At 29.3% G+C, this 26,334-nt stretch carries 25 protein-coding genes and 2 tRNA genes; 12 read left to right on the top strand and 15 right to left on the bottom strand.

Annotated features, from left to right (window positions below; translation table 11 throughout):
• From tkt to CAMP5118_RS00940, 6 genes are read left to right on the top strand one after another with little or no spacing between them, the layout of a single operon-like run.
• Positions 1 to 1,905, top strand: coding sequence for a transketolase (tkt, locus tag CAMP5118_RS00965; RefSeq protein WP_337216392.1), 1,905 nt, complete (start codon positions 1 to 3; stop codon positions 1,903 to 1,905).
• A 1-nt stretch (position 1,906) separates the two neighbouring features.
• A complete protein-coding gene (locus CAMP5118_RS00960; RefSeq protein ID WP_442863219.1) occupies positions 1,907 to 3,007 on the top strand; it encodes an MlaE family lipid ABC transporter permease subunit in 1,101 nt (366 codons plus the stop codon).
• Entirely contained in the window at positions 3,004 to 3,726 is a 723-nt protein-coding gene (locus CAMP5118_RS00955) for an ABC transporter ATP-binding protein (RefSeq protein WP_337216390.1), read from the top strand. Before CAMP5118_RS00960 ends, CAMP5118_RS00955 begins: the two co-directional genes overlap by 4 nt.
• A complete protein-coding gene (locus CAMP5118_RS00950; RefSeq protein ID WP_337216389.1) occupies positions 3,726 to 4,553 on the top strand; it encodes an MlaD family protein in 828 nt (275 codons plus the stop codon). The genes CAMP5118_RS00955 and CAMP5118_RS00950 overlap by 1 nt, the downstream gene beginning before the upstream one ends.
• A gap of 1 nt (position 4,554) precedes the next feature.
• Entirely contained in the window at positions 4,555 to 5,145 is a 591-nt protein-coding gene (locus CAMP5118_RS00945; RefSeq protein WP_337216388.1) for an ABC-type transport auxiliary lipoprotein family protein, read from the top strand.
• 43 nt (positions 5,146 to 5,188) lie between these two features.
• Positions 5,189 to 5,710, top strand: coding sequence for a flagellar FLiS export co-chaperone (locus CAMP5118_RS00940; protein WP_263676905.1), 522 nt, complete (start codon positions 5,189 to 5,191; stop codon positions 5,708 to 5,710).
• Between the two features lie 32 nt (positions 5,711 to 5,742).
• Here CAMP5118_RS00940 and CAMP5118_RS00935 read toward each other — a convergent pair whose 3' ends face one another.
• Complete coding sequence (locus tag CAMP5118_RS00935) at positions 5,743 to 6,282, bottom strand: superoxide dismutase family protein (RefSeq protein WP_337216387.1); 540 nt, start codon at positions 6,280 to 6,282, stop codon at positions 5,743 to 5,745.
• Positions 6,283 to 6,396: 114 nt separating this feature from the next.
• Here CAMP5118_RS00935 and CAMP5118_RS00930 point away from each other — a divergent pair, with 114 nt between their 5' ends.
• Positions 6,397 to 7,275 carry a helix-turn-helix domain-containing protein gene (locus CAMP5118_RS00930; protein ID WP_337216386.1) on the top strand — a complete coding sequence of 293 codons (879 nt, stop codon included), beginning with the start codon at positions 6,397 to 6,399 and terminating at the stop codon, positions 7,273 to 7,275.
• Positions 7,276 to 7,340: 65 nt separating this feature from the next.
• Complete coding sequence (locus tag CAMP5118_RS00925) at positions 7,341 to 8,177, top strand: ATP-binding protein (protein WP_337216385.1); 837 nt, start codon at positions 7,341 to 7,343, stop codon at positions 8,175 to 8,177.
• Positions 8,178 to 8,197: 20 nt separating this feature from the next.
• Here CAMP5118_RS00925 and CAMP5118_RS00920 read toward each other — a convergent pair whose 3' ends face one another.
• The 6 genes from CAMP5118_RS00920 to CAMP5118_RS00895 form a co-directional block, all read right to left on the bottom strand.
• Positions 8,198 to 8,455 carry a TFIIB-type zinc ribbon-containing protein gene (locus CAMP5118_RS00920; RefSeq protein ID WP_337216384.1) on the bottom strand — a complete coding sequence of 86 codons (258 nt, stop codon included), beginning with the start codon at positions 8,453 to 8,455 and terminating at the stop codon, positions 8,198 to 8,200.
• Between the two features lie 49 nt (positions 8,456 to 8,504).
• Positions 8,505 to 9,194 carry a uracil-DNA glycosylase gene (ung, locus tag CAMP5118_RS00915; RefSeq protein ID WP_337216383.1) on the bottom strand — a complete coding sequence of 230 codons (690 nt, stop codon included), beginning with the start codon at positions 9,192 to 9,194 and terminating at the stop codon, positions 8,505 to 8,507.
• Between the two features lie 8 nt (positions 9,195 to 9,202).
• On the bottom strand, positions 9,203 to 10,510 hold the full coding sequence (locus tag CAMP5118_RS00910) for a sensor histidine kinase (protein WP_337216382.1): 1,308 nt from the start codon (positions 10,508 to 10,510) through the stop codon (positions 9,203 to 9,205).
• Positions 10,500 to 11,186: a response regulator transcription factor gene (locus tag CAMP5118_RS00905; RefSeq protein ID WP_337216381.1), complete on the bottom strand. Its 687-nt coding sequence runs from the start codon at positions 11,184 to 11,186 to the stop codon at positions 10,500 to 10,502. The genes CAMP5118_RS00910 and CAMP5118_RS00905 overlap by 11 nt, the downstream gene beginning before the upstream one ends.
• Position 11,187: 1 nt before the next feature.
• Positions 11,188 to 11,604 (bottom strand): DUF1104 domain-containing protein, encoded by a 417-nt coding sequence (locus CAMP5118_RS00900; protein WP_337216380.1) that lies wholly within the window; start codon positions 11,602 to 11,604, stop codon positions 11,188 to 11,190.
• Between the two features lie 62 nt (positions 11,605 to 11,666).
• Entirely contained in the window at positions 11,667 to 12,419 is a 753-nt protein-coding gene (locus tag CAMP5118_RS00895) for an SIMPL domain-containing protein (RefSeq protein WP_337216379.1), read from the bottom strand.
• An 89-nt stretch (positions 12,420 to 12,508) separates the two neighbouring features.
• On the opposite strand from CAMP5118_RS00895, the gene mutY reads away from it, so the two are divergent.
• Both mutY and CAMP5118_RS00885 read left to right on the top strand, forming a co-directional pair.
• On the top strand, positions 12,509 to 13,537 hold the full coding sequence (gene mutY / locus CAMP5118_RS00890) for an A/G-specific adenine glycosylase (protein WP_337216378.1): 1,029 nt from the start codon (positions 12,509 to 12,511) through the stop codon (positions 13,535 to 13,537).
• Positions 13,527 to 14,384 (top strand): radical SAM/SPASM domain-containing protein, encoded by an 858-nt coding sequence (locus CAMP5118_RS00885; RefSeq protein WP_337216377.1) that lies wholly within the window; start codon positions 13,527 to 13,529, stop codon positions 14,382 to 14,384. The genes mutY and CAMP5118_RS00885 overlap by 11 nt, the downstream gene beginning before the upstream one ends.
• On the opposite strand, the gene CAMP5118_RS00880 is transcribed toward CAMP5118_RS00885, so the two are convergent.
• Positions 14,368 to 15,237 carry a hypothetical protein gene (locus tag CAMP5118_RS00880; protein WP_337216376.1) on the bottom strand — a complete coding sequence of 290 codons (870 nt, stop codon included), beginning with the start codon at positions 15,235 to 15,237 and terminating at the stop codon, positions 14,368 to 14,370. The two genes, CAMP5118_RS00885 and CAMP5118_RS00880, sit on opposite strands and share 17 nt — an antisense overlap.
• 171 nt (positions 15,238 to 15,408) lie before the next feature.
• On the opposite strand from CAMP5118_RS00880, the gene CAMP5118_RS00875 reads away from it, so the two are divergent.
• Positions 15,409 to 15,496 (top strand) — tRNA-Ser (locus CAMP5118_RS00875).
• Here CAMP5118_RS00875 and CAMP5118_RS00870 read toward each other — a convergent pair.
• Complete coding sequence (locus tag CAMP5118_RS00870) at positions 15,497 to 16,147, bottom strand: putative metalloprotease CJM1_0395 family protein (protein ID WP_337205909.1); 651 nt, start codon at positions 16,145 to 16,147, stop codon at positions 15,497 to 15,499.
• A gap of 116 nt (positions 16,148 to 16,263) precedes the next feature.
• Here CAMP5118_RS00870 and CAMP5118_RS00865 point away from each other — a divergent pair.
• Positions 16,264 to 16,340, top strand: a tRNA-Met gene (locus tag CAMP5118_RS00865).
• A 1-nt stretch (position 16,341) separates the two neighbouring features.
• Here the strand turns inward: CAMP5118_RS00865 and CAMP5118_RS00860 are convergent.
• The 6 genes from CAMP5118_RS00860 to CAMP5118_RS00835 all read right to left on the bottom strand — a co-directional run bounded on the left by CAMP5118_RS00860 (position 16,342) and on the right by CAMP5118_RS00835 (position 25,942).
• Positions 16,342 to 16,620 carry a hypothetical protein gene (locus CAMP5118_RS00860; protein ID WP_337216375.1) on the bottom strand — a complete coding sequence of 93 codons (279 nt, stop codon included), beginning with the start codon at positions 16,618 to 16,620 and terminating at the stop codon, positions 16,342 to 16,344.
• A gap of 2 nt (positions 16,621 to 16,622) precedes the next feature.
• Positions 16,623 to 20,468, bottom strand: a complete 3,846-nt coding sequence (locus CAMP5118_RS00855; RefSeq protein ID WP_337216374.1) for an inverse autotransporter beta domain-containing protein — start codon at positions 20,466 to 20,468, stop codon at positions 16,623 to 16,625.
• Between the two features lie 633 nt (positions 20,469 to 21,101).
• A complete protein-coding gene (locus tag CAMP5118_RS00850; RefSeq protein ID WP_263664328.1) occupies positions 21,102 to 21,743 on the bottom strand; it encodes a potassium channel family protein in 642 nt (213 codons plus the stop codon).
• Complete coding sequence (locus tag CAMP5118_RS00845) at positions 21,740 to 23,083, bottom strand: TrkH family potassium uptake protein (protein ID WP_263679750.1); 1,344 nt, start codon at positions 23,081 to 23,083, stop codon at positions 21,740 to 21,742. Before CAMP5118_RS00845 ends, CAMP5118_RS00850 begins: the two co-directional genes overlap by 4 nt.
• 92 nt (positions 23,084 to 23,175) lie before the next feature.
• Positions 23,176 to 24,510 carry an anaerobic C4-dicarboxylate transporter gene (locus tag CAMP5118_RS00840; RefSeq protein WP_263679748.1) on the bottom strand — a complete coding sequence of 445 codons (1,335 nt, stop codon included), beginning with the start codon at positions 24,508 to 24,510 and terminating at the stop codon, positions 23,176 to 23,178.
• Positions 24,511 to 24,529: 19 nt separating this feature from the next.
• Positions 24,530 to 25,942, bottom strand: a complete 1,413-nt coding sequence (locus CAMP5118_RS00835) for an aspartate ammonia-lyase (RefSeq protein ID WP_337216373.1) — start codon at positions 25,940 to 25,942, stop codon at positions 24,530 to 24,532.
• Positions 25,943 to 26,334 lie beyond the last annotated feature (392 nt).

Below are 26,334 nucleotides of genomic sequence, written 5' to 3'. Positions count from 1 at the left end.
ATGTTACAAAAACAAGCCAACACTATAAGATTTTTATGTGCGGATATGATACAAAAGGCAAATTCAGGCCATCCAGGTGCACCTATGGGTCTAGCAGATATTATGAGTGTTTTAAGTACTCATTTAGTACATAATCCAAAAGATCCTACATGGTTAAACCGTGATAGATTAGTCTTTTCAGGTGGTCATGCTAGCGCTTTGCTTTATAGCTTTTTGCATTTGAGTGGCTATGATGTAAGTTTAGAGGATTTAAAAAATTTCCGTCAATTACATTCTAAAACCCCGGGTCATCCTGAAATTTTCACTCCGGGTGTTGAAATCGCCACAGGGCCTTTAGGACAAGGCATTGCAAATGCGGTTGGTTTTGCTATGGCGGCTAAAAAGGCGAGTTTACTTTTGGGTGAGGATATTATCAATCACAAAGTATATTGTTTGTGTGGTGATGGGGATTTGCAAGAAGGAATTTCTTATGAAGCTTGTTCTTTAGCAGGACTTCATAAACTTGATAATTTAATCATCATTTATGATAGTAATAATATTTCAATCGAAGGTGATGTGGCTATTGCCTTTAATGAAAATGTAAAAGAGCGTTTTAGAGCGCAAAATTTTGAAGTGCTTGAGATAGATGGGCATGATTTTGAGCAAATTGATTTGGCATTAAAAACAGCTAAAGAAAGTAAAAAGCCTTGTTTAATTATCGCTCATACTACCATAGCCAAAGGGGCTTTGGAGCTTGAAGGAAGTCATCATTCTCACGGAGTGCCTTTGGGTGAAGAGCTTATTAAAAAGGCAAAAGAGGCTTTAGGTTTTGATCCACAAAAAACTTTTGAAATCCCAGAAGAAGTTAAAATTTGCTTTAATGCTGCAATAGAGCTTGGAGATTTAGCACAAGCTAAGTGGAATCAAAAAGTACAAAATTTAAATGCAGAAAAACAAGCATTGCTAAAAGAGCTTTTAGAGCCTGATTTTTCAAAAATACAATTTCCTGATTTTAAAGGAAAAGATCTAGCCACTAGAGATAGCAATGGTATGATTTTAAATGCTATTGCTAAAGCTTTACCAGGGTTTTTAGGTGGTAGTGCAGATTTAGGTCCTTCAAATAAAACCGAGCTTAAAGATATGGGGGATTTTCCAAATGGAAAAAATATCCACTATGGTATAAGAGAGCATGCAATGGCTGCTATATCAAATGCTTTTGCTAGATATGGTTTGTTTTTGCCTTATTGTGCTACATTTTTTATATTTAGCGAGTATTTAAAACCTGCTGCAAGAATAGCAGCTTTGATGAGGGCTAAACACTTTTTCATTTTTACTCATGATAGTATAGGGGTTGGCGAAGATGGCCCAACGCACCAACCTATAGAGCAACTTAGCACTTTTAGAGCTATGCCAAATTCATTGACATTTAGAGTAGCTGATGGGGTTGAAAATGTCAAAGCATGGCAGATTGCACTTAAAACTAATATGCCAAGCGTTTTTGTTTTATCACGCCAAAAATTAAATGCTTTAAGTGAGCCTGTTTTTGGAGATGTGGAAAATGGGGCTTATTTATTAGAAGAAAATGCAAATGTGCAATTTACACTTTTAGCAAGCGGTAGTGAGGTATCATTGTGTTTAAAAGTAGCTAAGATTTTAAAAGAAAAAGGTGTGATTGTTAATGTAGTTTCTATGCCTTGTTATGAATTATTCATCGCTCAAGAAAAATCTTATAAAGAAAGAATTTTACAAGGTAAGGTTATAGGTGTTGAAGCTGCAAATTCAAATGAGCTTTATAGAATTTGTGATGAGCTTTATGGCATAGAAAGTTTTGGTGAGAGTGGTAAAGATAAAGATGTATTTGAGCATTTTGGATTTAGTGAGGAAAAATTAAGCTCATATGTTTTAAGTTTATGTAATGAAAAATAAAATCATCAAAGACATTAAAAACCAAGAATGTGTTTTTAGTGTTTTTGGTATATGGGATAAAACTAGCGTAGGAAAATTAGAAAAATTAGATTTTCCTACTCAAAAAAATATTATTTTTGATTTTGCAAATTTAGATTTTATAGATACTGCTGGGATTAGGTATTTTCTAGCTTTAGAAAATGAACTTAAGCAAAAAGGTTTTGAGTTTAGTAGAGTAAATCTTAAAAGTGAGCATGCTAAGCTTTTTGAACTTTGTCAAAAACACTATAAAAGTTTTCATAATTCTCATGAAAATAAAAAAACAATCAAAGATTTTTTTGAAAATTTAGGAAAAAAGGTTGTTGAATCTTTTGCGCTTTTAGTACAGTTTTTAAATTTTATAGGGCTTATCATTTATACTTGTTTTAAAACACTTTTAAACCCTAAAAAACTTCGTTTTAGGGCATTTTTATATCATGTAGAAAATAGTGCTATTAATGCTTTGCCTATTATTATGCTAACCTCATTACTTGTGGGTGTGGTGCTTGCTTATCAAGCTGCGTATCAACTTGCACAATTTGGAGCTAATATTTATATTGTTGATTTAATGGGAATTTCTGCTACTAGAGAACTTGCGCCATTAATTAGCGCTATTGTTATAGCTGGTAGGAGTGCAAGTTCTTATACAGCTCAAATTGGAGTGATGAAACTTACTGATGAAATTGATGCGATGAAAACTATGGGTTTTAAAGAAAGTGAGTTTATCATTTTACCTAGAGTTTTAGCCTTAGCACTTGCCATGCCTTTAGTGGTAATAGTGGCGGATATTTTAAGTATTATAGGTGGAATTGTAGTTGCTTGGTTTAGTTTAGAAATTAGTGCGAGTGAGTTTATGAGTCGCTTTAAAGAAGCAGTGGAGTTAAAACATATCATCATAGGACTTATAAAAGCGCCCATTTTTGGATTTTTGATTGCTTCTATTGCTTGTTTTAGAGGATTTTTTGTGCAAAAAACCACCGAAAGCATAGGTGTTTATACGACAAAAAGTGTTGTGAACGCTATTTTTTGGGTGATAGCTTTTGATGCGATTTTTTCTGTATTTTTAACAAAGGCTGGATTTTGATTATAAAGGCAAAAAATATCAGCACTTATTTTGGAAGCAAATGTGTGCATGAAGATATTAGTTTTGAAGTACAAGATAATGAAATTTTTGGCATTTTAGGTGGTAGTGGTAGTGGCAAATCTGTACTTTTAAGACAAATGTTAATGCTTGAGCATTTTGATAAGGGCGAGTATGAAATTTTAGGCAAGAGATTAAAAAATATAAGCGATGAAGATGCTTTATTTTTGCAAAAACAATGGGGTGTTGTTTTTCAATATGGAGCATTATTTAGCTTTTTTAATATACTTGAAAACATTAGTATACCTTTAGTTGAATATACAAAACTTAGCAAAAACGATATCATAGAAATAGCCATGATGAAGCTTAAAATGGTAGGGCTTGATGAGAGTGTAGCTAAGCTTTATCCAAGTGAATTAAGTGGGGGTATGAAAAAAAGAGTGGCTATAGCTAGAGCTTTGGCACTTGATTCTAAATTGCTTTTTTTAGATGAGCCAACTTCAGGGCTTGATCCTTATAGTTCAAGAGAATTTGATGAGTTGCTTTTGAGTTTAAAACAAAGCTTTAAATTATGTGTGGTTTTAATTACTCACGATAAAGAAAGTATGAAAAATGTATTAAATCGCTTTTTGATTATAGAGAATAAAAAAGTTGGTTTTTTGGGAAATGTTGAGACTTTACAAGAGCAAAATCCAAGACTTTATGAGAGGTTTATGCAATAATGGAAAATAAAGCAAATTATATTTTGATTGGAATTTTTGTTAGTATATTATTTTTTATTAGCTTGTTTTTTATAGTGTGGTATGGGAATTTAAAAGATGAAAAATCTTTTAAATATTATGAGATTTATATGGAAGAATCAGTTGCAGGGCTTAGCGTCAAAGCTCCGGTTAAATTTTTAGGAGTGGATGTTGGAAGTGTTGAAAATATCAGCATAGATAGTTCAAGTAATCAACTAAGAGTGAAAATTTTAGTTAAGCTTGATTCTAATTTAGCGGTTAAAACAGATACTTATGCAAGCTTACAAATTCAAGGTATAACAGGGTTTAAATTCATTCAGCTTGCAGGTGGAAGTGAGGAAGCTAGTGTTTTAAAAGCAGATGGTGATGTATATCCTATTATAAAATCAAAAGAAAGTTTTTTTGCAAGCATTGATAAACAAACTTCAAATTTATTAGAATTAATTACCAGTTCAAAAGTAAAATTAGAAAGTCTTTTAAGTGATAAAAATTTAAAAAACATAGAGCGTATTTTACAAAATACATCTGAGTTTTCTGCGTATTTAAATACTAAAACACCAGTGTTTTTGGAAAATTTAAATAAAACAAGCTCTAAACTTGGTAAAAGTTCAGATGATTTTTCAAATTTTTTAAATAATGCTAATGGCCAACTTAATGAGCTTAATAAAAGTAGAATGCTTTTAAATGAAAATTTAGATATTTTAAGAGTTTTGTTTTTAGATTTTACACAATTATTAAAAAATTTAAAGCAAAATCCTTCAGATGTGATTTATAAAGATAAAGCCATTCAATATGCTCCAGGAGAATAAAATGAAATTTTTATATATTAGTTTAGTAGCTATTTTTTTTAGTGCTTGTTCTTTGATTAGTCCAAGTCAAACTTTGCCTGCAAATAAATATTTTAGTATTAATTTAGAAAAGCTAGAGCAAAGTCAAAATAAAAAAAACGCAACTATTATAGTTTCTTTACCTAAGGGCTTATCTTATACTAATGAAATTTTTTATAAAAAAAATCATGTTGTTAATGCTTATGCTTATCATTTTTGGAAAGAAAATCCTGCTTTGATGATTAAAACTTTTTTGGAATTTCATTTGCAAGATTTAGGAGTATTTAAAGCGGTTTTAAACCAAGATAGTCTAGCTAGTGCTGATTATGTTTTAGAAAGTAAAGTAGATATATTAGAGCAAGATTTTAGTGATGAGGTGCATTCTAAAATAAAATTAGGCATTAATTTAAATTTGGTGCAAATAAACACTAAAAAACTTATAGCAAGTAAGTATTTTTACTATGAAAAAGAATTAAATGATAATAATCCCCAAAATTTAATCCAAAATTATGATGAGGTTTTTTTGCTTTTTGCTAAAGATTTTAGAGTTTGGATAGATCAAAATTTGGAATAAAAAATGCTTTCCTTGATTATAGCAATAACAAGGAAGGTGTATTATGAGAGATGAATTAGAAATCTTACAAAAGCATTTAGGACAAGTAGGTTCAAGTATAGATGGTGCGAATTTAAAACACCAAACACAAAAGTTTAGTGAAGATATTACTGATGCAAATGATTTTGTCGGTGCTTTGCAAATTTTAGATTCTTCGTTGAAAAAAATTTCAAAACTTTTAGAAGATAAAAATTATGAAGATGTACAAGATAAAGTATTAATTGCAAGTGAAAGTTTAAAGATAGTGGATAATTGCTCATTTTTAGGCAATGCTTTATTTGATAATAATTATAATGTAAATGTAGGCTCAAAGGCTTTTGCTTTTGAAATTTATAACCCTTTAAAAATTTTAGAAACTAGTGATTATGAGGGTATGAAAGCTTATATAATAGATAAAAGAGAAGAAATAGCTTCTATGCTTAGCGAGCTTGCAGTGGCTATTGCTACTTATAGTCCTAGTCAAAGTTTTGGTGGATCAAGCCATGATTTTATGAATGATTTTGATTTTACTAAGCTTTTTAAATAATACTAAAGGCTAAAAAGCCTTTAGTATGTGTTTTATTTAATTACCCCACAAGCCATTCTAGCGCCACCACCGCCAAGTACTGCAGGATGATCGCTATGATTATCTCCTCCAAAATGTATCATTAAAGAGTGATTTTTAAGCTCATTAAGTGTTTTGATTTTTGGTGCTAATACAGGATTAGTTGCTTTACCGTCTTTTTCTACATAAAGTGGTGGTAAATCACCTCTGTGGCCTTTATCATCCCATGGACTTGAGTGTGCGTCAGTTTTTTCAGGATCCCAGTGACCACCAGCTTTCATACCTAAACCTTTATCAGTTGCTCCACAATCAGCGTTTGCATGAACATGAAAACCATGAATTCCACTTTCTAAGCCTTGAAGATTTGGGTAAAACGCTACCCCATAAGGAGTTTGTACTGCTACTACTTCACCTGCATTTTTGTTGGCATTTTTATCAAGAATTTCCATTTTGATAACTAAATGATCTTTTTGTGCTTTTGGATCAAAATTTTCCAAATTTGCCCCAATTAAAAAACTTGATGCTAGTAAAGATCCTAGAATTATTTTTCTCATTTTCTCTCCTTTTGTTAAAAATTATTTTATTGTAGCATATATTATTAATGAAAAATTATTTTTTGTTATTTTTTATAAAATACAATAATCAAAAAACTTATAAAAAAGGTTTTAATGTTAGTTTTTCCAAAAGATTTTGAAAAAGTGAGTCAAAAAGTTTTACATAATTCTTTATTTTCTTTGTGTCATTATCAAAAACAATCACCAAGTAATATAAACCAAGAAGTGGTGTTTAAAGACTATGCTTTGGTTTTTATATTAGAAGGTTCTAAAAGTATTTATACTATTGATAATCATTTTAAAGCAAACAAAGATGAAATTATTTTTTTCACAAAAAATTCTTTTTCTATTAGAGATTATTTAAATGAAGCAAATATATATAAATCTGTTATTTTATGCTTTAAAGAAAGTATTTTAATAGAACTTGTTTTTAAATATCAAGATTTAATTTCTACATTAAACTCTTTAGAATATTCCAAGAGCTTATTTAGTTTAAAATCAGATTTAATAACTAAAAGTATTTTTCAATCTTTTTTACCTTGCATAGGCGCTTCTAAAAACGGTGAATTTTTACTAAGATTAAAATTTGAAGAATTATTTTTGTCTTTATTGTATAGTGAAGACAATGCAGAATTTTTCGCTTTTTTAAAAGCTATTTTAAACGGTTTTAAATTAGAACTTTATCAGATGTTTGCATATTGTCAAAATGATTTTGAAAATGTAGCTTCTATGGCTAAATTTAGTAAAATGGATATAGCAAGCTTTAGTCGTAATTTCAAGCAAAGTTTCGGGATAAGTCCTAAAGAATGGCTTGACAATAAACGTTTTGAGAAGGCTAAATTTCTATTAGAATTTTCCACTAAAAATATTACTCAAATTTGTCATGAGCTTGGATTTAATTCTCCTGCCTGGTTTATAGCAAGATATAAAAAAAGATATGGTATTACTCCAAAACAAGAACAAAAATCAAAAAACTTATATTTTTTATCTTAAAAATGATAGATTTTATTTTAAATTTTTACTAGAATTTTTGAATAAAATTTAAGAAAGGTAACAATATGAAAAAAAGTATCTTAACTTTAGCTTTGTTTGCATTTTGTAGCGCAAATGCTTTAGAGGTGCAAGAATTTAAAGGTTTTGCGCATCCTGAAAGTGTGTATGTAGATGAAAGTGCTGTTTATGTATCTAATGTAGGAAAGGAATTGGCTCCATTAAATAAAGATAATGATGGCTTTATCTCAAAATTAGATAAAAATGGAAAAGTTATAGAACTAGAATTTATCAAAAATCTTAATGCTCCAAAAGGTATGTCTAAAATAGCTGATGTTTTGTATGTTGTTGATATTGATATTTTATATGGCTTTGATGCAAAAAGCAAAAAAGAGATTTTAAAACTTCCTATAAAAAGTGCAGTATTTTTAAATGATATAGCAGTTTTGGATAATAATACATTGCTAGTGAGTGATACAGGCACAGGATATATCCATAAAGTATTTTTAAAAGACAAAAAATATGAAAACTTTATCCATTTAGATTCAAAATATGGTGGTCCAAATGGATTGTTGGTAGAAAAAAACACTTTATTTGTTGCAGGTTATGATCCAAGCGATAAAACAGGTGGAAAAATCATTAGTATTGATTTAAATACAAAAAAAATTAAAGAATTAAGTAACAAAATAGAACAATTTGACGGTATAGTGTTTGATAAAGATAAAAATCTTTTAGTATCAAGCTGGGGTAAAAATCTTCAAGGATATATTTATATTCTAAAAGACAACAAAGAGATAAAGCTAGATCTAAACCCTATAAAAGGCCCTGCAGATATGTTTTTTGATGGTGAGTATTTATGGGTACCAAAAATGGCAGAGAATGCCTTGATTAAAGTAAAATTATAAAAACTTTTAAGCCAAAAGGCTTAAAAGTCAAATAATTCTCCAAGCCAACTTTCTTTTTTCTTGTATTTATAACCATTGTTATGATGATAGTTTGCTTGTTGGTTATAGTTTTGTTGATGAGATTGTTGTGGTGCGCTTTGAGATGTACTTCTTTCTATGATTTTATCAAGTTCACCACGATCAAGCCAAACACCACGGCATTGTGGACAATAATCAATCTCAACTCCATTTCTTTCACTCATTAATAAAGCTGTATTTGCACAAACCGGGCAATTCATATTTATCCTTTTATAAAAATTTTCCTAAAGTATATAGGTTTAAAGTAAATTATGAGTTTAAATCCCAATCAATAGGACTTTTGCCAAGTTTTAATAAAATTTCATTGCTTTTTGAAAAATGTTTGCAACCTAAAAAAGCATTCCTTGCTAAAGGTGATGGATGTGCTGCTTCTAGGATAAAGTGTTTTTGAGGGTTGATTAAAATTTTTTTATTTTTAGCATAATTTCCCCAAAGCAAAAACACTAATCCCTCTTTTTCATCACTAAGTTTTGATATAACTGCATCGGTAAATTTTTGCCAGCCAAAATGCGCGTGCGAAGCAGGTTTGTTTGCTTCTACACTTAAGATAGAGTTTAAAAGTAAAATTCCTTGTTTAGCCCATTTGCTAAGATCTCCATGCCTTGCTATAGGAATGTTTAAATCATCTTGTAATTCTTTGTAGATATTAAGCAAAGATGGAGGAATTCTAACTCCCATTGGTACGCTAAAGCTTAAACCCATAGCTTGATTTGGGTTGTGATAAGGATCTTGTCCTAAAAGTATGATTTTTAAATCCTGTAAAGGAGCTAGGTTAAATGCATTAAAGATTAAATTTGCTGGCGGATATATAGTTTTTCCTTCGCTTAAGGCATTGATATAGTGAGTTTTTATCTCTAAAAAATAAGGTTTTAAAAACTCATCTTTTAAAAATTCTTTCCAAGTTTGTTCTATTTTTATTTTTTCTAAACAAATATCCATTTTTATCCTTACCAAGAAAGTATAAACTCACTTCCCTTATTTTCTTTACTTAAAACTTTAATGTTGATATTGTTTTTATCAGCTATTTGCTTGACTAAGTTTAAACCTATGCCAAAACCACCTTGATCTTGATTAAAGCGTTTGTAGCGTGTAAAAATTTGAGCTATTTCTTTAGTACTCATACCTTGACCCTCATCTTTAATGCTAAGTGTTTTTTCTTTTAAGTAAATATAGATTTTTTTATGAGCATTAGTGTATTTTATGGCATTGCTTAAAAGGTTATCGATTAAAATTTGTATTTCTTCTTTATTAGCATAAAAGTTTTGCTCTAAAAGATTTTTTTCAATGATGAGATTTTTTTGCGTGATTAAAGTTTCAAAGTATTCTAATCTTTGCTCTAAAAGCTCTTTTAAATTGATATCTTCTTTGAAATTTTCTTTTTGCAAGAAAAAATTCAAAGCTATGAGATTTTGATAGATGTGGTTTAAATTTTTACTTGCTAGTTTGATATGATTTAGTTTTTTTATATTATTTGGATTTAAATTTGTATCATCAAATTTTTTAATACTAGCTAAAATCACACTTAAAGGCGTATTAATTTCGTGCGTAGTGTCTTTGATGAAATCATTAAGTGCTTTAAATTGCTCTTTGATATTTTTAAAGACAAGTAAGATGAGTATATAAGCAACCACAGCAAGTAATAAAATGCATATAAGAGTATAAAAAATGGTTTTTAGTTTTAATTTCCAAAGTTCATGGGAAAAATCATTGATATCTAGATTATTATAATTATCTTTGCGGTATTGTTCTTTTTTAAAGCCAAGATCATCAGTTTCTATAATGATATGAATATTTTTATGTCTTATGAAATGAGAATGGTGTTTTGGTTTTTTTAGATTACTTGTGTTTATATAGGTGTTGAGATTTCTAATCCTTGAAAAATCTATAAATAATCTTTTGTTTTCATTGTAAATAAAATCATTTTTTTTAAGTTGTGTTAATATTTTTAAAGCATCAAAAGTTAAATTGCTAAAAATAACTTGGTTATTTGCGATAATGGCAAATTGAGTGTTGAGTCTTTTGGATATATAGGAAAAATCTTCTTGATTTAAATATTTTCTATCGTGTCTTGCTTCGATGATATTTTGCAAAATATAATTATAGTGAGTGTATGAATGTGTTATTTGATTTAATCGTATGTAGTTTGCTTCTTTTTGATAAAAAGTGATAAAAAAAATCGTTAGAAATACGCCACTTGTGATGATATAAAGGGCTAGAATTTTAAAAATAGTATTATTAAAATTTTCACTTTTCATTTTCTAGCCTTATGGCATAGCCTATGTTTCTTTGATTGATAATAATGTCTTTGCCAAGAATTTTTCTTAAATTTTTTACATAAACTCTAAGGCTCATAATTGCTGGTTCTTCATCCAAACTCCAAATTTCATCAAAAATGGTTTCTATGCTTACAAAATGTGGACGTTTTTTTAAAAGTAAGCTTAAGAGCTCTTTTTCTTTGTTGGTAAGATTGATGATTGTTTTATCATGATAAAGAGTTTTATTAAGCGGATCAAAAGAAATATTTTTTGAGAAGTTAAGCAAAATCAGATCTTCTTTTTGGTGGCTAAAATTTCTTTTAATGATATTTTTGACACGGATAATTAATTCATCTATGTCAAAAGGTTTTTTAATATAATCATCACAACCTGCTAAAAATCCTTGTTTTACATCATCAAGCATAGATAAAGAAGTTAAAAATATAGCAGGAGTATTTTTACCACTTTCTCTTAATTCTTTTAAAACTTCAAAACCATTGCCTTTTGGGACTTTAACATCAAAAATCCAAAGATCAAAATTTTCTTCATAAGCTTTTTCTAGTGTCTCTTGTGCATCATATACACAAGAGACTTTAAAACCTTCATCGCTTAAGGCTTCATTTATAATTTCATTTAAACTTAAATCATCTTCTAAGAGCAGAATTTTTGCTGCCATTTTATCTCATCGGGCAATTTGCATGGTGTGATCTTAAACCATGATGATTTTTATGGGAATGGGCGTTATTGTAATGGTGCAAATTTAACTCTCTTATTTCTTTGCCACTCATTTCATCGGTTAGTTTTTGCATATCTTCTTGAACGATAGCTCTTCTTTGGTTTCTTTCTTGAGCAGAAAGTTTAGAGATGTTTTCGTGTAAATTAGCTCTAAATTGTTGATGAAAATCTTTTGCATCTTTGTATTTCATCTCGTTCATTCTTTTTTTCATCTCAATAATCAAATCAGCTTGATCTTGTGCTTTTACGCTTTTTGCAAGATTTAAAATCTCATCATTACTTTTTTTAGAAAAATCGGCTCCTAGAGCAAATGAAGCAGCCAAAGAACCTACGATAAATAAACTTACAATTTTTTTCATTGTTTCTCCTTTAAATTAATGATGAGAAATTATAAAAGTTCAAAATAAAGCCAAAATGAAATTTATTGACAAATAAAAAGTACATTAGCTTTTAAGTTTTGTTTTTCACTTTTAATAATAGGCAATACAACACTATCTGCACTAGCTGCTAAACTTGGGGAGTTGTATTTAATATTGCAACTATCAAAATGAATATTTTTTATCATGCAAGTTTTTGCTAGAGTTTTAGAATAATATTGAGCCTTTTCAAAAGCTTTTTTAAATGTAAGATCATATAAATCTTCTTTGTTTTCTTCTAAAATAGCTTCATCAAAACCAGCTTGTAAGGCTTTGGTGTTAAAAGAAATTAAAGCATTAGTAGCGCTAATGCCTTCTATATCTTTTATAAGATTTTCATAGTCTTTATTTTTATTTTGTGGGATTTGACAAGTGAAATTAGAATACAATCTATACCCATTAAGTGTTTTTACTCCTTGATAATAATTATAACTTGGCTCTAAAGTATAACTTCCACCTTTACAATAGTCTTCTTTGGCAATACGATCTGAAATTTCTTTGAAAGTTTTAGCAATATGATTTTTTTCATCACTAGAGATGATAGTTTTTTTACTAAGTTCTTCGCTCGCACTAAAATTTAAAACAGCATTGAAAACATTTGGCATGATTTCATTTGATACTTCTATATTTCTTGAAAATTCTACATTTTGTTTATTATGATTTTTTAAACCTAAAAATTCAGTATTAAAAACTACTCCTAGTACAAACAATACTAAACAAAGTAATCCTAATCCTAAACCTTTTAAAAAACTTTTCATTTTTACTCCTTTTTAAAAATATTTTTTTAATTTTAACATAAAGCTTTTAAGAATAGATTGTATAATTTTTAAAAACAAAGAAAGTTTTAATGCGAAAAATTCATGAAAGTATTTTAAAATGGTATAACGAGAATGGTAGAAAAAACCTTCCTTGGCGTATTTTGCATAAAGAATATAGAAAATATGGTAGCGAGGATGATTTAAAAAAGCTAAAAAATATTGACAATGCTTATGCTGTTTATATTAGTGAGATTATGTTGCAACAAACTCAAGTAAAGAGTGTTTTGCAAAATTATTATTTTCAGTTTTTAGCTAAATTTCCTTCTTTAGAAGCGCTTTCTATGGCAAGTGAAGATGAGGTTTTAAAAGCTTGGCAAGGACTTGGGTATTATACTAGAGCTAGGAATATACATAAATGTGCAAAAATTTGTGTGCAAGAATTTAATGCAAAATTACCATTTGATATTAAAGAGCTTCAAAAACTTCCTGGTATTGGAGAATATACAGCTGGTGCTATAGCTTGTTTTGGTTTTTTACAAGCTAAAGCTTTTGTGGATGCAAATATTAAAAGAGTTTTGAGTAGATTTTATAGTTTGCAAAATCCAAACTCTAAACTTTTAACGCAAAAAGCAAAAGAGTTTTTAAACTATGATAATGCATTTGATCATAATCAAGCTTTGTTGGATATAGGGGCTTTGATTTGTTTACCTAAAAATGCAAAATGCAAGCTTTGTCCTATAGAGAGTTTTTGTAGTGGAAAAAATGAATATGAAAAATTTCATGTATCTAAAAAAACTCAATATGAAAATATTATTTTAAATATATTCATAGTGCAAAAAAATGAGCAGTTTTTGCTTATCAAAAGCAAAGAAAAGCTATATTTTAATATGTATAATTTTTTAGAATATAATAAAGAAAAAAATGCAAAATTCATAGGTGAATTTAAACACTCTTACACCAAATATAAAATTAATGCCAAGGTGTATTTTTTAAAAGATGATGATTTTGAAGATTTCAAGGCAAAAGCATTTTCTTATAAAGAATTAGAACATCTTGCACTTTCAAAACTTGCCCTAAAGGCGTTTGAACTTTTTAAAAAGAGTGATTATGCATTTTGAGAAAATTTATATAGAATTAAGTGATATTTGTGGATTAAAATGTGATTTTTGTCCTAGCCAAAAAGCGCAAAGAAAACAAATGAGCCTTGAAAATTTTGAAAAAATTTGCAAAAGTGTGCATAGTCATGCCAAGCTTTTTACTTTTCATGTGCTTGGAGATCCTTTAAGGGTTTTAAATTTAAAAGAGTATTTAAAAATAGCTTTTAAATTTAATATGCAAATAGAACTTACTACAAGTGGGTTTTATTTTGATGATGAGAAAATAAAACTTGTTTTAGATTCTAAAAACATACGACAAATCAATATTTCTTTGGGTGCTTTTTTATCTCAAAGTAGAATGAGTTTAAAAGAATACTTTGAGCCTGTTTTAAAACTTATTTTTTTGCACTTGGAAAATAAAAACAATTCTTTTATCAATTTAAGACTTTGGAATTTAGATAAAAATTTCAACCCACCTTTAGAAAATGAGAAAATTTATGATTTTTTAGAGCAAAATTTTAAAGTAAAAATTCAAAAGCAAAAAGCTAAAAATCGCCTAGAAAGGCATGTTATATTACACCAAGCTAGGCTTTTTAAATGGCCTTCTTTGAAAGATGGGGTTATTAGAGAGAATGGATATTGTCATGCTTTAAATGGGCAAATTGCTATTTTAAGTGATGGGACTTTAGTGCCTTGTTGTTTGGATACTAAAGGGGATATAAAACTTGGAAATTGCTTTGAAGAAGATTTTAATGAGCTTTTAAATTCCTCTTTATATATAGAACTAAAAGAAGGTTTTAAACAAGGAATTTTAAAAGCCGAACTTTGCAAAAGGTGTGTGTTTTTAGAGGCTAAAAACCTAAATTAATTTCATCTTCATCATTGATTTGATGATTTGTATCCAAGTCTTGTTTTGTTTCTTCTTGATTGTCTTTAGAATGTTTAAAAATATCTTCAGTAATTTTTGTAGCAATACCTCTAAGAGCTTTTTGTCTGCTTGAACTACTTGTAGAGCTCATTTTAAACTCTAAAGTATTAGAAGATTTGCTTTCATTTGTAGCAAATTCTATTAAGCGATAATCAATGATAATATCATAAGATTGAGTGTTGTTTTCATTTTGTATTTGTTTTATTTTTGGATTTAAAATGAGTAAAAAATCAGCTTCTAAAGTCTTATAAAGCTTTACAAGTTCTTCATCGCTTGAATTTTTGGAAAGCAAAAATTTTTCCTGATTATAAAGATCAAGATTTGTTTTGTCTAAGATTTTAAATTTTTTATTCTGAAGTAAAACACTTAAAAGTTCTTGTTCAAATTTGGCTGAAAGTCCAGTTTTGATTCTATTAATGATGATTAGAGAGCTTTTGTTTTTAAGACTTTTGTCGCTATAAAGTTTTTTATAGATTAAAACTTTTGCATGAAATTCACTTTGATTTGTTTGAGTTAGAGACTTTATATCATAACTATTAAAAACACCATTACTAACAAAGTCAAGTTCTTCATCATAGCCTATATTAAAATTTCCATTAAAATTAAATTCAAATTTTTTTAATTTGACTTGTTTTAAACCTTCTGTTTTCCCCAAAGCGTCATTAATAGCGTTTTTAATCGCTTCGCTTCTTGTATTTCCAAAGCCTTCTCCAAGGCTTTCTTTGTTTAAAACAGCCTGTGCTTGATAAGTACAAACAAGACTTAAAAAAAATATAAGTAGCTTTTTTATCATAACTATTCTCTTTTTGTTTTTAAATAATAAAATAAATATTTTATTTTTATTTTAACATTATAAAGTTTAATCATATCTTGACTATAAATTTTATACTCAAGATTAAATATCCAGAAAGTCTATAAAATTTTTATTATAAATTTAAAAAAATAAGTTATAATTCTTAATTTTAGAGAGGTGTCCGAGCGGTCGAAGGAGCACGCCTGGAACGCGTGTGTGGGGCAACTCACCGAGGGTTCGAATCCCTTCCTCTCTGCCACTATGCGCTTTTGTTATACTGACTTCCTATGTAATCTTGTGATGCATTTTGTGTGTATGATTTTATAGCTTTGGAATTTGAATTTGTTTTTTCCTCATTCTCATTTTCGCTTTTTTCATTTTGTGCTTTTAGCTCTTCTGCCTTTATTTTAGCTTGTTCGACGCGTGCGTCATTTTGCATTTGCATAGCATTAGCCGCTACTTTGTAATCTTGTGGACTAGGATCAGCTGGTGCCATAGCTGCAGTAATTACTTGCATGGCATTTGCTATAGTTTCTTCAGGAGTATTGCCTTTTTGCATTCTTATAGGCACTTCTCCTTCGACTGCATACATTTTATTATCAGGACCTCTTGTATAGCCAAAGCTTGCAGCACCGGCCAAAGCTCCACCAGCTGCTTGGTGGGCTGCTTCGTGAGCTCTTACTTCTCTGTCGATTTTTTCAAGTTCTCGTACTTGTTTTACCTCTTCAGCGTTTAAGTCTTTGCCGTTGACTTTTTGAGTTTTTTCTTCTTTTTCTTGATCGTTTTTATCTTCTTTTGTTTGCTGTGGATTTTCTTTTTCAGAAATGTTTTCTTTGATTTCTTCTTTGTCTTTGTTTTGATAAGGATTTTGTGTATAAAAAGCATTGCTATAACTTGAGCTTATTTGCATAAAAATCCTTTCTAATATAATTTCATATTTTTATCACAAAAAAGTTGAAAAATTTATAAAATAAATGTTTTATAAAATGTTAAGCAAAATAAAGTATAATTTTAACTTCTTTTTATGTCAGGGTAGCTCAGCTGGCTAGAGCGCTGGTCTCATAAGCCGGAGGTCGGGAGTTCAAGTCTCCCCCTTGACACCATCTAGCTTTCAAAAAACATTTTCCAATGATTTTTTAGTATTTTGATGATATTTTTGCAAATTGCTTTCTTTTTGCTTTCTTCTATTTGAAGTTTATCTAAAAAAGTTTCTTCAAGAGTATTAATAAGTCGTGTACATTCTTTTACATCAAATGTTTTTGATTCATTTAAAGATGACAATGCTTTTAATAATAAATCTTTATATTCCATAAGAGTTTTAACTTCTACCTCTGAAAGTTGAGCTAATAGAGATAGAAATTGCATAAAATTGTAAAATGGCAATTTTATATTCCTTGTACAGTAAATTCAAAATTTCGTTCTCCGCCAAAACAAGAGAAGTTGATTTTACCTTCATCATAGTGTCCTGCAGAGTCACTATTAACAAAGGTAATGAAATTAAATCCTATACCTCCGCTTGATACCCTAGACATATATTTTTTTAATTCATACGAAGTTATCCTGCAATCTGGAGAATTTTTTATGTCTTTATCTTTAAATTTTAAAGAAAATTGTGAAAAAAGAGACATAGGATTGTATCCTACTCTCCACTCTTTTCTATCTAAATCAACTTCTGGGAACAGTACTTTAACGTCATCAGATTTAAATTTTTTTAATTCGCTTGTACTTTCTCTATATTCACATTCAAGTTCTATTCTAAAATATCTAAGATGTGGGTCATCAACATATAGATTTATGGTTGTTTCTCCATTGGTGTATAATCTGCTAAGATCTTTTTCACTTTTAACTCCATCTGGCAGTATAACTTTAATAAATCCTGGCTTTAAATGAGTTATTGTTACCGGAAAATGTTTCACATAATAAACTTCATATGGATATAATAAACCATAAGGAAACATAATTTTTGGCAAGAAAAATTTTTCCCATTTATAGGAAATTTTTTGATCTATTTTTTTTCCTAATGTCGAAGCACTTATTATTATTTCATTTTCAAACGGAGCCTTAGAAGTAATAGTTGCTTTAGCTTCACCCTGAGAATTGAATTTGCTATCTTTATTGATTATTATCCCATCTCCTTGGATGTTCCATGTGATTTCAGAATTTAAACGTCCACCAGTAATTTTTATTTCAGATTGTTCATCGAGTTTATTGTAAAACCATGTTCGGTTTGATTGTATTTGTAAATTGTATTGATAAAGTTTAATTTTATCTAAATTAAGTTCCTCTTTAACGCTACCTTGTTTGATATAACTAAACTTAATAGTAAGTTCTTTAACACTATAATCACTAATACCTTCAAACTCTAAAGTAGCTTCACCCTTATCATTAACATTAAAGCTTTCTTTTTTAGCTTTTACTCCTTTACTTCCACTGATATTATCAATAGTGGAATTTGGCAATAAACCACTTACTTTAATATTAAAATCATCTATATAATCTATTGTTTTTTCTTGAGCTTTAAAGCTTGGATAAGTTACACTAGGTGTATATGTTTTTACATCATAAGTAATAGTTTTACTTAGGTTTTGACCTAGGGTGTTAACATTAATTGTAGGATTAGCTTTAAATGGAGCTTTAGAAGTAATAGTTGCTCTAGCTTCACCACTAGCATTAAATGTTGCTTCTTGATTACTTAAAGTAGCGTCCCCACTTAAACTCCATTCTATTTTTTCATTAGGTTTACCACCTTTTAAAGTTACATCAACATGATCAAGTTTTGGATCTTTTAAAGCTTTGATGTTTTCACTTTCATAAGCATGGATTTTATCTTTACTAAAATTAATGCTTGGAGTATATTGGTGGAGTTTAATCTCTCCACTTACTTCTTGAGTGCTAGCTGCGCTTTGATTATAAGTAGCAATGATTTGTAATCTTTTAATATTAAAATCTTTTACTCCTTCAAATACTACCTTACTCTCACCTTTATCATCAGCTGTACTTTCTTTGTCATTGCTAATTCTTAAAGTTTTATTGCTTTGTATATCTTTAGTCTTCCATAAAACTTTTGTTTTTGGCATTAAACCTTTAAGTTTTACTTCAAAGTCGCTTTTATAATCAATCATTCCTTTTTCAAAGTCTTGATGAGTCACAGGGTCTTTTCCGATAGGAAGTTCCATAGTAGCCGAATAGTTTTTAATTTCTAAAACTTTACTTTTTTCTTTTACTAATGCATCACTCATATTCTTAGCAATGATTTTTACTTTTTCATTTCCACTAAGTCCTATGATTTCTACATTGCTCTCACCCTTTTCATCAGCTATTAAATTAAGCTCTTTAGTAGTTTTATCTTTATCAATAAATAAAGCATTATCTCCTTGTATGCTCCATTTAACCTTAGTAGTTTTAGCTTGTAAGTTTTTATAACTTGCATGAGCTTTTTCTTTATTACCTATAGTAGTTTTATCTAAGATAATATCATTATCTCCATAAATTGCTATTTGAACAAATGCTTTTAAAGTAACTCCTAATACATTAGCAATGATTGTTGCTTTTTCTTTATCTTTCATATTTGCATCAGGCTTATAGATAATGTTTGAATTTCCATCTTTATCTGTTTTATCTGAATTTGGAGTTTTTTCTAAGCTTCCTTTGCCAATTAATTTCCAATTTATATCTAAATCACTTGCCAAATCACTTCCTGCAAATGTGATTAGAGATTTTTCATATCTTTGTATATTAGAAGGTTTGGCAAATATCCTAAAGTCTTCTTTTGGAGCTATAATAGTAATAGGGAAACTTTCTTGAGCATTCCCTGCTTTAGCAATTAAATTGGTTTGATGGACTCCATAAGCATGGATTATTTTTACAAAAACCTTTCCACTATCATTAGTAATATAATGATTTCCATTCTTTAAGATTACACTTTTTTGTTCAGGAGTTACACTCATAGCAACATTTTTAACTGCTTGGTTAAAACCATTTTTTAGCATAATACAATGAGTATTATCTCCCAAATTTCCACAATAAGAAATATGATAAGCATTATTAATGGCTTTATATTCAAGCACCATAGAATAATCTCTATCTATAAAATGAGTTCTAGAGCCTTCAATGGTGTTGTTTATACCTGCTAAGTTTGTATCAAAAGCATGTTTGAGGGCATCTTTATCTAAAGGTATGTTAAAATTCATAGCTATATTTGTACCCTGTTTATCACTTTCATTACTTCTTTTATGGCTTAGTGAAAAAGTTAATGCTGGACAAGGTGAATAAGTAATACCTCCTTCATACACCAAAGGATTTTTTTCTAAATCTTCATAATTGCTTACATTGCCAAATGGAGCTACTTTTTCTCCATACCATTTACTCATATTAGCAAAAATAGCTACATTGCTCATAGAAGGAAAAGCATATTTAACACCTATATCCCAACCATTAGCAGGGCGTTCTAATATATAATCTTTATCAAAATCATAACTATTAATCCAATCACTTAATTTTTGATAAATATTAGCATGGAAAGCTAATGTATCTAACATACTTTCAAAGCCCAAAGACATTCTTTTATGCTCTCTACTAAAATCATGATCATAAACTAAGTTTAATCCTAGCATGATATTTCCTGAATTATTTAATGCTAATGCATTAGGATAATATCTTATACCACCACCAAAGTGACCTATGATTCTATTATTATCATATCCACCTATACCGCTTTGTAAAAAATAAGATATTTTTGGGTTATCTTCACTCATAATAGGTAAAAGAACTTTAGCATTACCACTTAAACCACCTCTGTCATTATAGTTTAAATTAAACTCGCTACTAATGGAGTGATTAAGAGCATGTAAATATTCTTGGATTAAAGTATTAGCTTGTAAGCTTAAATAATTACCTGCTAAATCTCTTATAAGTTCATCTCTTTCTTTATTGTCTTTGGCATTATATACATTACCTATGATTTGAATAGTATTAATAACCTTATTGGATAATTCTTCATCTTCTTTACTAAGATTAGAATCTTTCTTTGGTTTTTCTTCTAATAGCTTTTTGACTCTTGGGTCAATACTATTATTATACTCTTTAAGTATTTGCTTTTGATCATGGTTTACATGATTAACCGCAAGAACCTGATTATTATCTATAATGATTTTATCTTGATTTTTTAAAATCATTATTTGAGAAAAAAGAAAAGTGTGAATAAGTAAAACAAGTAAAAATGTTTTTTTCATATCCCCCCCCCCATAACCTACATTTAATTTTTATCTGTGATGAGAATATGATAACACAAAAAATACAAAAGTGATAAAAAAGTTATAAAAAGATTAAAAAATAGCCAAAAAACTATCAAATATAATAATTATTTATAAACTATAATCAAAATTACTTTTATTTTTTATTAAAAAAATACATATAGATTTATTATTATTTACATAAAACAAAAAATTACTTTTATTTACTTTTTTAAGACAATGTACTAATAGACTTTTATAGCTTTTATATTTATACTTTATTATATTGTTTAATGTATTTGTAGATATGAAAAAATAGTATTTATATAAAGATTATAAATTGCACTTATTATATTTGGTATATAAAGTATAAATACTAAGCTTATATATAGTAATAAATAAAGAGTATAAATATCTTATTATATTCTTTAAATAATTATAATATAGTGTTTTTATATAAATTTGATAATAGTTGTTATAATCTTAAAATAACTTATTAAAAAAATATATTTAATTATAGTTTATGTGTTTTTATAAATTAGGTAATAGGTAAAATAATATATGGAATGTTTAATGGAAGATGAAAGGTGGTTTAAGTGTAAATTTAAAGCTTAAAAATAAGCTTTAAATTTATTAATATTCATATTGATTTAGTTCTTCTTGGGTGCCAAGTAGCATTAGTATATCATTCAAATAAGCAGTAGTTTCTAAATTTGGCATAATACTCCAAGTATCATGCTGTTTGTGTGCAATGACTTTTAAGTTTTGACCAATAGATTGCAAAGTTTTTCCTGCTAAGTTTTCATCCACTAAAAGTTTTGCTACTTTGATAGTATTGGCTGAAAGATCTATGATCTCAAAATTTGGATTAGTTATAAGAATTTTAGCTAAACGCTTTGCTGATTCTTTTTCAGGATAGATGACTTTATTAACCCCAAGTTTTGAAAGAATTTGCCCGTGTGTAGAAGAGTTTGCCTTGGCAATGATGTTTTTTACTCCAATTTCTTTTAAAGCCATGAAAGTGAGTATGCTTGATTCTAAATTTTCACCTATGCTAAGTATGACAACATCTGCATTTGCATAGCCTGCTTCCTTTAAGGCTATAGTATGAGTAGAATCTAAAATATAAGCAAAATCTGCATGATCTTGCAATTCCTTAACCGCTTCTTCATCAATATCAGAAACAATAACTCTTTTACCTTGATCAATAAGTTCTTTTGCTAAAACTGAACCAAACCTTCCAAGTCCTATAATACCATAAGTTTCTTTTTTCATAATATTATCTTTCCTTTTGGATAATTCAAATATTTTTCTTTTTCTTTAAAAAATATACTAAATAAAAATGCAAGCACACCCACTCTACCACTAAGCATTAACAATATGATAAGTAATTTACTTTCAGAGTTAAAAAGTGCACTAAGCGATAAAGTCCCACCATCTCCTACTGAAACTCCTACTGTAGCAAACGCTGAACTTGTTTCAAAAAGCAAGGGTAAAAAGCTTTTATCATCTTCAATTAAGGATAAAATTAATACACAAGTGATGATATATACAATAGAACTTACCGCTATAATAAAAGCTTTATTGATAGTTTCTGTGGGAATTTCAAAGTTGAAAATTCTTGCATTACTATCTTTGATACTCCAATAAGCATAGATTAGCAATACAGCAATTGTAGTTACCTTAATACCCCCAGCTGTTCCACCAGGTGCACCACCTACAATCATAAATAAAGATCCAAAAAATAAACTTGCATCTTTAAAGGTGCTAAGATCAAGAGTATTAAACCCTGCTGTTCGGTAATTTACCGCTGTAAAATATGCACTCATAATTTTATCAAAAAGTGAAAATTCTCCTATGCTTTTTGGATTATGGTATTCAAATAAAAAGACTACCAAGCTTGCAAAAACAATCAATATAACAGTAGAAATTAAAACAAGTTTTGTATGCAAACTTAAGCTTGCAAAACGTTTTTTAGAAAAAAAGTATAATTCTAATAATACAAAATACCCTAAACCTCCAATGATAATTAAAGATGTGATAACAAAATTAATCCAAAAATCATCTCTATAAGGCATTAAACCACTTTCAAATATACTAAATCCTGCATTATTAAAAGCAGAAATAGAGTGAAAAACACTAGCCCATAGAGCTTCGCTTAAATTCATATCAAGCTTAAATCTTAAAAATAACAATAGAGCACCTAAAAGCTCAATAGCAAATACAAAAAACAAAACCTTTTTTAAAAATCCTACAAGGCCATCAGCTTCAGGATAGATCAAGGATTCTCTTAAAAGATTTTTTTCTCCAAAACTCATCTTTTTGCGCACTAAAATATATAAAGCCATAGCTATACTCATATAACCTAAGCCACCTATTTGAATAAGCAATAAGATAACAAGTTGCCCATAAAAGCTAAAATCTAATGAAGTGTTTAATACAATAAGTCCTGTCATGCTTACAGCTGAGGCACTAGTAAAAAATGCATCTAGAAAAGATATGGGCTTAGTGTGCATAATAGGAAGCATTAAAATAAAGGTACCAAAAAGTGCAACTAGGATATAACCTATAAATAAAATTCTTATATTTTTTCTATCTAAGGATAATTTTGTCATTTTGATTCTTTAAAATTAAAAAAACATTCTACTTAAAATTGGTTAATAAGTAAAAAGAGAACTTTCCACTTTAAACGTGGAAAGTTGAAGTATTAAAGCATTCCTACTGCTAAGAAGCCTAGAGCAACAGCTATAGCTATAGCTAATACACCAGGGATAAAGAATGCGTGGTTGAATATGAATTTTCCAATTCTTGTTGTACCTGTATCATCCATTTGAACTGCACCTAATAAAGTAGGGTAAGTTGGTAGAACGAAAAGCGCTGAAACAGCAGCAAAACAAGCAACTAGCATATAAGAATCTGCAGGATTTGTAGCTGAAATTCCTAATGCAGCGATGATAACTGGAACAATAGCTTTTGCAGTAGCTGCTTGAGAGTATAAAAGCATACTGGCAAAGAAGAATGCAACTGCAAGCATAGCTGGAGTTTGTTTAACCCATTCACCTGCTACTTCTTTAATACCTGCTTCATGACCCGCAACGAAAGTATTTCCAAGCCAAGCAACACCAAATACACATACACAAGCTGTCATACCTGATTTAAATACACTTGTATCTAAAATTTTTGCAGGTTCAACTTTGCATAAGAATGTAATTAAAGTTGCAGCTGTTAATAAGAAACTCATAATTGCAGCATCTCTTGGAATAACTACTGGATCAATCCATTTGATATTATTAGAAATTGCTGTAGCATAAAGAACAACCGCTAATACTGTGAATAAGAAAATAGCAACTGAAAGTTTTGCACCTGGTTTGTCTTCGCTTTGTAAAACATCAGAAGCACTTTTTACAAGACCAGCTTTTAAGCGTTCTTGATATACAGGGTCTTTACTAAGATCCATTGGGGTGATTAAGCTTACAATGAAAGCTGTAATCATACAAGCAGCAAAAGTAGTTACAATCCAAATACCAATTAATGCAGGATAATTCCAACCAAGTGGCTCTAATACACCAGTCATATAAACAACAGCAGCACTAACTGGAGAAGCTGTAATACCAATTTGTGAAGCAACAACCATTAATGAAAGTGGAGCTGATGGTTTGATGTTTTGTGATTTTGCAACATCAATAACAACAGGCATTAATGAAAATACCGCATTACCAGTACCTGCTAAAATAGTAAGCAACCAACCGCAAGCTGGTGCAAGGTAATTGATAAATCTTGGATGTTTACGTAAAATTCTTTCGGTAACTTTTACCATATAATCCAAACCACCTGCTTGTTGCATAGCAGAAATCGCAGCAATTGCTGCAGCAATGATTAAGATAACATCCCAAGGAATATTACCTGGCTTCATACCTAAAACAAGACCTAAAATAACAACACCCAAACCTCCGGCATAGCCTATTGCTATGCCACCAAGGCGGATACCTATGAATATTGCCCCAAGAAAGACAACAAGTTGTAAAATAATCATAATATCCATGATTAAACTCCTAAGTTAATTAAGCTTTTCTTTTTTCTGTCATGTGAGGATTTAACATATTTTCTGGTGTTAAAATTCTTTCAATTTCTTCTTTTGGAAGATATCCTCTTTCAAGACAAATATCGCCAACTGCTTTACCAGTTTCTAAAGCCTCTTTAGCAATACTTGCAGATTTTTCATATCCTAAAACAGGATTAAATGCTGTAACAATACCGATTGAGTTAAGTACAGATTGTTTGCATGCTTCAGGATTTGCTGTTAAGCCTCTTACAGCTTTTTCAGCTAGAGATTTCATTGCATTTTCAAGTAATACTATAGAGTTAAATAATCCATAAGCAATACCTGGTTCAAATGCATTAAGTTCAAATTCTCCTCTTTCAGAGCAAAGCATAATAGTAACATCATTTCCTATAACTTCATAGCAAGCTTCACCTACTGCTTCACAAATTACTGGATTTACTTTACCTGGCATGATAGAGCTACCTGGTTGCATTTTTGGTAGATTAATTTCACCTAAACCACATCTTGGACCCGAATTCATTAATCTTAAGTCGTTTGCAATTTTAGATAATCTTACTGCTGCAGTTTTTAATGTGCCACTTACATGTACAAAGTCAGCTGTATCTTGAGTAGCAGCGATAAAATCTTCAGCTGGTTTAAATTCAACACCAGTGATTTCTTTTAATTTTTTCTCAACCACAAATTTGTAATCAGGGTGGCAGTTAATTCCTGTACCAATAGCTGTTGCACCAAGATTTAAATAACTCATTGACTCACGAGCTGCTGTGATTTTTTCAATATCACTTTTAATATAGCTAGCAAAAGCGTTGAAAGTATTTCCTAAAGTAGTAGGAACCGCATCTTCAAGCTCTGTTCTACCCATTTTAATGATATCTTTGTATTCTTTAGCTTTAGCTTCTAATTCAGTTTTTAAAAGTTCCATAGCTTTTAAAAGATCAGTAAGTTTTGCATAGGTAGCTACTTTGATTGAACTTGGATAAGTATCATTTGTAGATTGACCTAAGTTTGTATGATCATTAGGATGAAGATATTGGTACTCACCTTTTTTGTGTCCCATACTTTCAAGAGCGATATTAGTGATAACTTCGTTGGTGTTCATGTTTGTACTAGTACCAGCACCACCTTGGATCATATCTACTACGAATTGATCTAAAAATTCACCAGCAATCAATCTATCGCAAGCTTTAGCAATAGCATCAGCTTTGTCAGCATCAAGAACTCCAACTTCTTTGTTAGCAAGAGCAGCTGCTTTTTTAACTTGAGCGAAAGCTTTTACAAAATAAGGATAATCTTGTAATCTTCTGCCACTCATATGGAAGTTTTCTAGTGCTCTAAAAGTTTGCACTCCATAATAAACCTCGTCAGCAATTTCCAACTCGCCAATAAAGTCGTGTTCTTTTCTTGTTCCCATGATGTACTCCTTGTGGGTTTTATTTAAGTTTTGTTTATAAACTTAATGAGTATTATATAACAATTTTTTATAAAAGTTTCATAAATTTTTCTGAATTTATCAAAAATCAATAAAAATATATAAAATAAATTAGAATATTGATATTCATTTTATAAATATAGTGCTTTTTTGGTAGGTATTTGATGTTTGTAGCGTTTATTATTGCTTTTCTTGTTTATTTTTTAAAAATTTATATTTACTTTTTGTATAATTTTAAAATTCCACAAAAGACAAAAAGATTATAAAATTGATAGATTAAATTTGAAGAAATTAAATTTGAAAGTCTTACTAAGCTAATTAGTTTACTAATCAACCCACCTTTATATCAAACTAAACCCATTAAGGGTTTAGTC

It is taken from the genome of Campylobacter sp. LMG 7929 (assembly GCF_024723595.1).
GTDB lineage: Bacteria > Campylobacterota > Campylobacteria > Campylobacterales > Campylobacteraceae > Campylobacter_D.
Note: the sequence above shows the minus strand (reverse complement) of the source record. Positions and strands in the feature narration are given on the sequence as shown.

Coding starts and splice junctions, on each gene's coding strand:
- CAMP5118_RS00870 (WP_337205909.1), bottom strand. CDS start 16,147: ATGCAAATAAGCTCAAGTTATAGCAATGCTTTTTATACACAAAATCCT.
- CAMP5118_RS00850 (WP_263664328.1), bottom strand. CDS start 21,743: ATGAAAAAAGAAACTTATGGTATTATAGGACTTGGAAGGTTTGGTTCA.
- ung (WP_337216383.1), bottom strand. CDS start 9,194: ATGGATATTTGTTTAGAAAAAATAAAAATAGAACAAACTTGGAAAGAA.
- CAMP5118_RS00935 (WP_337216387.1), bottom strand. CDS start 6,282: ATGAGAAAAATAATTCTAGGATCTTTACTAGCATCAAGTTTTTTAATT.
- CAMP5118_RS00885 (WP_337216377.1), top strand. CDS start 13,527: ATGCATTTTGAGAAAATTTATATAGAATTAAGTGATATTTGTGGATTA.
- CAMP5118_RS00920 (WP_337216384.1), bottom strand. CDS start 8,455: ATGAATTGCCCGGTTTGTGCAAATACAGCTTTATTAATGAGTGAAAGA.
- CAMP5118_RS00930 (WP_337216386.1), top strand. CDS start 6,397: ATGTTAGTTTTTCCAAAAGATTTTGAAAAAGTGAGTCAAAAAGTTTTA.
- CAMP5118_RS00940 (WP_263676905.1), top strand. CDS start 5,189: ATGAGAGATGAATTAGAAATCTTACAAAAGCATTTAGGACAAGTAGGT.
- CAMP5118_RS00925 (WP_337216385.1), top strand. CDS start 7,341: ATGAAAAAAAGTATCTTAACTTTAGCTTTGTTTGCATTTTGTAGCGCA.
- CAMP5118_RS00895 (WP_337216379.1), bottom strand. CDS start 12,419: ATGAAAAGTTTTTTAAAAGGTTTAGGATTAGGATTACTTTGTTTAGTA.
- CAMP5118_RS00855 (WP_337216374.1), bottom strand. CDS start 20,468: ATGAAAAAAACATTTTTACTTGTTTTACTTATTCACACTTTTCTTTTT.
- tkt (WP_337216392.1), top strand. CDS start 1: ATGTTACAAAAACAAGCCAACACTATAAGATTTTTATGTGCGGATATG.
- CAMP5118_RS00905 (WP_337216381.1), bottom strand. CDS start 11,186: ATGGCAGCAAAAATTCTGCTCTTAGAAGATGATTTAAGTTTAAATGAA.
- CAMP5118_RS00835 (WP_337216373.1), bottom strand. CDS start 25,942: ATGGGAACAAGAAAAGAACACGACTTTATTGGCGAGTTGGAAATTGCT.
- CAMP5118_RS00840 (WP_263679748.1), bottom strand. CDS start 24,510: ATGGATATTATGATTATTTTACAACTTGTTGTCTTTCTTGGGGCAATA.
- CAMP5118_RS00950 (WP_337216389.1), top strand. CDS start 3,726: ATGGAAAATAAAGCAAATTATATTTTGATTGGAATTTTTGTTAGTATA.
- CAMP5118_RS00900 (WP_337216380.1), bottom strand. CDS start 11,604: ATGAAAAAAATTGTAAGTTTATTTATCGTAGGTTCTTTGGCTGCTTCA.
- CAMP5118_RS00945 (WP_337216388.1), top strand. CDS start 4,555: ATGAAATTTTTATATATTAGTTTAGTAGCTATTTTTTTTAGTGCTTGT.
- CAMP5118_RS00880 (WP_337216376.1), bottom strand. CDS start 15,237: ATGATAAAAAAGCTACTTATATTTTTTTTAAGTCTTGTTTGTACTTAT.
- CAMP5118_RS00910 (WP_337216382.1), bottom strand. CDS start 10,510: ATGAAAAGTGAAAATTTTAATAATACTATTTTTAAAATTCTAGCCCTT.
- mutY (WP_337216378.1), top strand. CDS start 12,509: ATGCGAAAAATTCATGAAAGTATTTTAAAATGGTATAACGAGAATGGT.
- CAMP5118_RS00845 (WP_263679750.1), bottom strand. CDS start 23,083: ATGACAAAATTATCCTTAGATAGAAAAAATATAAGAATTTTATTTATA.